The following is a 4098-nucleotide window of genomic DNA, read 5'->3' as shown; positions in this document are numbered from 1 at the left end:
CCACACGTGTAGAAAATGTCAAAAATTGGTCTCAGGAAAACATCGGACAAACCACACTTTCTAAGAGATTGAAAACCCTAAAGTGGGATGCAAATAAAAACCCAAAAATGGCTCAAATTTGACACCCCACCTGCCAGGTTTTCGAAACCTGGCAGGTCTGGGTTCAATTCAAACCTTATCTTCTCCACCTCATTCTCTCCGGCGGCGGGGTATTGGGTGATGAACTGACTGAGTGTTGGGCTTTCCATCAAGTGAAGCTGCCGGAGTTCTCCGCCTAAGGCCACTAACTTCCAAAATATATCTGCATCACTTGGAAAGGGCACTCTTGGGAAGTCGATCTTCAAAAACTCTTTGTACGTCTCCCGATAGGTAGGCGAATGCAGCACGGCATAGATGTAATCCAACAAATCTATCGGCGCAAAGCTCCCCTCTCCTTCAGGAGAGGGGTCGGGGGTGAGGTGTTTCTCAGGTACAAAAGTCAACCCCAAACCCTTCGCAATCTGATCCACGATCTCCAAATTCAGATTGGGCGTGCGGGTTTCGGCCGAACCCAAACTTAACTGACCGGAAGATTCGGCATAGAGATAGAGTGGGAAAATTGAAGAAATTCCTTTATAACTGAAATGAAATCGATTGTCAATTATGTTTGAGGTAATTTGAACATTGCACCAATAATCATCAGTTGATTGTCTACCAACCACAAATCCTAAATTTTTACCTAGCAAAATATGCTTCATTATTTTTTCTCTAGCTCTTTCAATGATTTTTACATCATAGTAAACATATTTGTCATCAAATGGCCTATATGAAATCCTTTTAATTAGTTCTTTATCAGGTATAATATTATAATGTGATTGAACATTTTTTATCAAATCATCCAGATCTTCATTTATCAAAATGGAATCTTTTGAAGTTACTATTCCCACATTATTTTGAAGAAAAAAGTCACTGATTTGAAAGCCTTGATCGTATTTTTCCAGAAGTTCAAAGTTTTTAGATATAAAAAAATAATTAGGCTTTCTAACAGGAATCTCCTTATATTTTATACTATTGATTGTGTTTTGAGTCAAAAATTCATACTTTAAGTCACGTAGGCCAAATAAATCAAAATGGAATATTTTACCTAATTCATTTTCTTTTTTCCTTCCTGTTTTAATAAAGAAATTGATAGAAACACCTTGTTGAATATCAAATACATTTATATCAGGACTTCCATCCGGTGAAGTTTCTTTTTTCTTACTATTCCCATGCAAATCAATGGTATAGATTTTATCAAAAGTCTTTAACAAGTTCCACCGCATACCCCGAAAAGTAGGATTGTCCAAAAATCCATGCGGATTGATATAAGCTAAAATCCCGCTTCCATTTTTCTCTATAAAATGCTGTCCGTAGCGGATAAACTTGACATAATCATCATTGATCCATTTCGGATTCCGTTCATTGAGTTTTTCTTTTCCTCCTGGTTCTTTTTTGTAATCCTCCATCAAATCCATAATCCATTTTCCTTTGTTGGAGCTTTCACCCGAATAAGGCGGATTTCCAGCCACAATCATCACAGGAGCATCGCGTTTGATCTGATTGGCTTCTGAGGCTTCTGCCGATAGCCAGTTGGCGAAGAGGGTTCCGGTATCCTTGTGGTATTCCTCCAAGGAATTAGTCAGGTAGATGCGGAATCTTTGACCTCCCCTAGCCCCTCCTGAAGGAGGGGTATAGCCGGTTGATTTGAGCAGTAAGTCTAATTTCAAGTGCGCCATGGCATAGGATGCCATCAGGAGTTCGAAGCCGTTGATGCGGGGAAGGAGGTGATTTTCCACATAGCTGTTCCAGCCTCCTTGCTGCCCTTTCATCTTGTCGTAGATCTGCGAGATCGCCTCGGCTACAAAGGTGCCTGTGCCAGTGGCCGGATCGAGGAACTGCACCCGATGCACTTCCTGTTCGACTTCCCGCATTCCTCCCGCAAATCGCTTGTCATGCGTGGGAATGGGGATTTTGATCTTGGTCTTAGAGGTATCTGCCAAGCCCATTGGCAAGCCAAACTCGGTGATCAGAATCTCATCCACGGCCCGGATGATAAAGTTCACCACGGGATGCGGCGTGTACCAGACCCCGCGCTGCTTGCGAAGCTTGGGATCGTATTGGGTCAGGAAGTCCTCGTAAAAGTGGATGATGGGATCTGCCCCCTCCCGACCTCCCCCTTCTGGGGAGGAGGACTCTGAAAACTTATTATAATTTTTTAGGATCGCCTGCACATCCGCCGCACGAAAGATGTCCGCCAGTGCATCCACGATCCAGGTAATCCGGGCATCGAGGTCATAGCCGGCGATGTATTGGAAGAGCTTTCGCAGGAAAGGATTGGACTTGGGGATCAGTTCGGCCGCTTCCTGTCGGCTAAAGGTATCCAAGGACGTATCATATAATCGCGCCGCAAACATCCCGTAAGCAATGGTCTGCGCATAGACATCGGAAAATTGCTTGGGTGTAATGTCGTGAATGAGGATTTCCTTGAAGGCGGACATTTGCTCCTGCAAAGTGGAATTGTCATGGTTGATCTCGTCGCTTTCGAGGGCAGCTTGGATCACGTTGGCGAGGAGTCGGGCTTTGCCAGCCATCATCTCAGCGAGCTTTTTGGAGCTTTTGATCGTCTGCCCGATGTGCGTGGTGAATTCCTTGATGAGGAGTTCGAAGGCCGGGAAGTTATGCGGAAGCGGAAGGATTTTACCTTGGTCGATGACGCCGATGCGGACGGAGGTGGCAAGTTCTCCATTGCGGAAATAGACAAACTCCAGGTAATCGGTAAAGATCAGATTGTCCAGCGAACCTTTGTATCGGTCAAATTGCTCTTTGTTGCCGTTCTTTTTCAGTCCATGCAAATCCGAATCTCCAATGTCTTTGGCCTCGATGTAGCCGACGGGAATTTCTTTTTTATTCGTCAGAATGTAGTCCGGCGCACCGCAGGCTTGGCGTTTGGGTTCGTTGGTGGCGCTGATTCCAGGGGCAAGGGATTCGAGGAGGTTTTGTAAATCGCCGCGAAAGGTATGTTCGGTGGCATTGCCGAGACGGAATCGGGAATTGAGCGCTGAAAGGTAATCGGCTGTGGTCATGAAAAAAGGGTGGTAAAATTCAAAATATCAAGTGAGTGAAGACCTGACTGCCGTCAGGCAGGCACTCACTTGGGCGATGAAATGATGGTTTGAAGTGAGTGAGACACTCAATCGGCGATATTGAACTGGTTTTAAAGGTTTCTTCACCACAGTTCACTGAGGAGAGAGAGTTATTTCTAAATTTTAGCATTAATTGAACCTCAAACCTGAAAGAAGAATCAGCCATTTTTGAGTTCAATAAGAAAAGCTAACCCTTTTTTTATTAACCGATCTCCCTAATTTCTCTGTGTACTCTGTGGTAAACTTAAAATGTCAAGTGAGTGGCGACCTGACTGCCGTCAGGCAGGCACTCACTTCGGCGGAAGCATTTAAATAACTAATCTCCCCAATTTCTCTGTGAACTCAGTGTACTCTGTGGTAAATTTTAAATTATCGAAACGTATTTAGTCTCATTCCCTAAAGATATTAGTTTGCCTGAAAACGAAAAGCAATTTTTTGAAGACGGTCGGAAATTGTCGGAGGATATTCTATCCTACCTCGCGCAATTGACGCAATGATTGCTTTCGGGCATAAAAAGTAGACGGTTGATATTGATCTCTTGACCGCAGCGAATGCATTTACCAAAGTCGGCTGTTCCTAATTTGGCTAGCCAGTTATTCAGACCTTTGAGTTTGGATTCGTTCTTTTTGATTTGAGCTTCATTGATCGAGCGATTGTTGATGAAGTCCATCCTGGAAATCCGACCAATGGCACTATCCAAAGCTTCCGGCGCTGAATGCTCCCTCAAGGTGATCAACTCGACTTCGATTTCTGAGATTTTTGTGAGGATTTTTGTTTTGATCTCTTGTTCAAGTGCGCTATCCATAGATCCTTTGTTTGGTTCAAATATGGATTAGCGAAAGTGATTTTTCAAAGAAAAATCTGATTATCCGCTTCTTTGCCAGTAGATCAAAATGGCCTCGACTTCGCTCGGCCACCGGATTTCAGGTTATTAAAG

At 43.8% G+C, this 4098-nt stretch carries 2 protein-coding genes; both read right to left on the bottom strand.

Going from position 1 to position 4098, the window contains the following annotated elements:
- Positions 1 to 77: 77 nt before the first annotated feature.
- Complete coding sequence (locus ACK4HU_RS21895; protein ID WP_409810330.1) at positions 78 to 3101, bottom strand: type ISP restriction/modification enzyme; 3024 nt, start codon at positions 3099 to 3101, stop codon at positions 78 to 80.
- Between the two features lie 532 nt (positions 3102 to 3633).
- Positions 3634 to 3966 carry a TraR/DksA family transcriptional regulator gene (locus ACK4HU_RS21890; RefSeq protein ID WP_409810327.1) on the bottom strand — a complete coding sequence of 111 codons (333 nt, stop codon included), beginning with the start codon at positions 3964 to 3966 and terminating at the stop codon, positions 3634 to 3636.
- Positions 3967 to 4098 lie beyond the last annotated feature (132 nt).

It is taken from the genome of Algoriphagus sp. (assembly GCF_046296635.1).
In the GTDB taxonomy this organism is placed as follows: Bacteria; Bacteroidota; Bacteroidia; order Cytophagales; family Cyclobacteriaceae; genus Algoriphagus.
Note: the sequence above shows the minus strand (reverse complement) of the source record. Positions and strands in the feature narration are given on the sequence as shown.

Excerpts from the sequence above, each read along its gene's own strand:
- ACK4HU_RS21895 (WP_409810330.1), bottom strand. The coding sequence starts at position 3,101 with ATGACCACAGCCGATTACCTTTCAGCGCTCAATTCCCGATTCCGTCTC.
- ACK4HU_RS21890 (WP_409810327.1), bottom strand. The coding sequence starts at position 3,966 with ATGGATAGCGCACTTGAACAAGAGATCAAAACAAAAATCCTCACAAAA.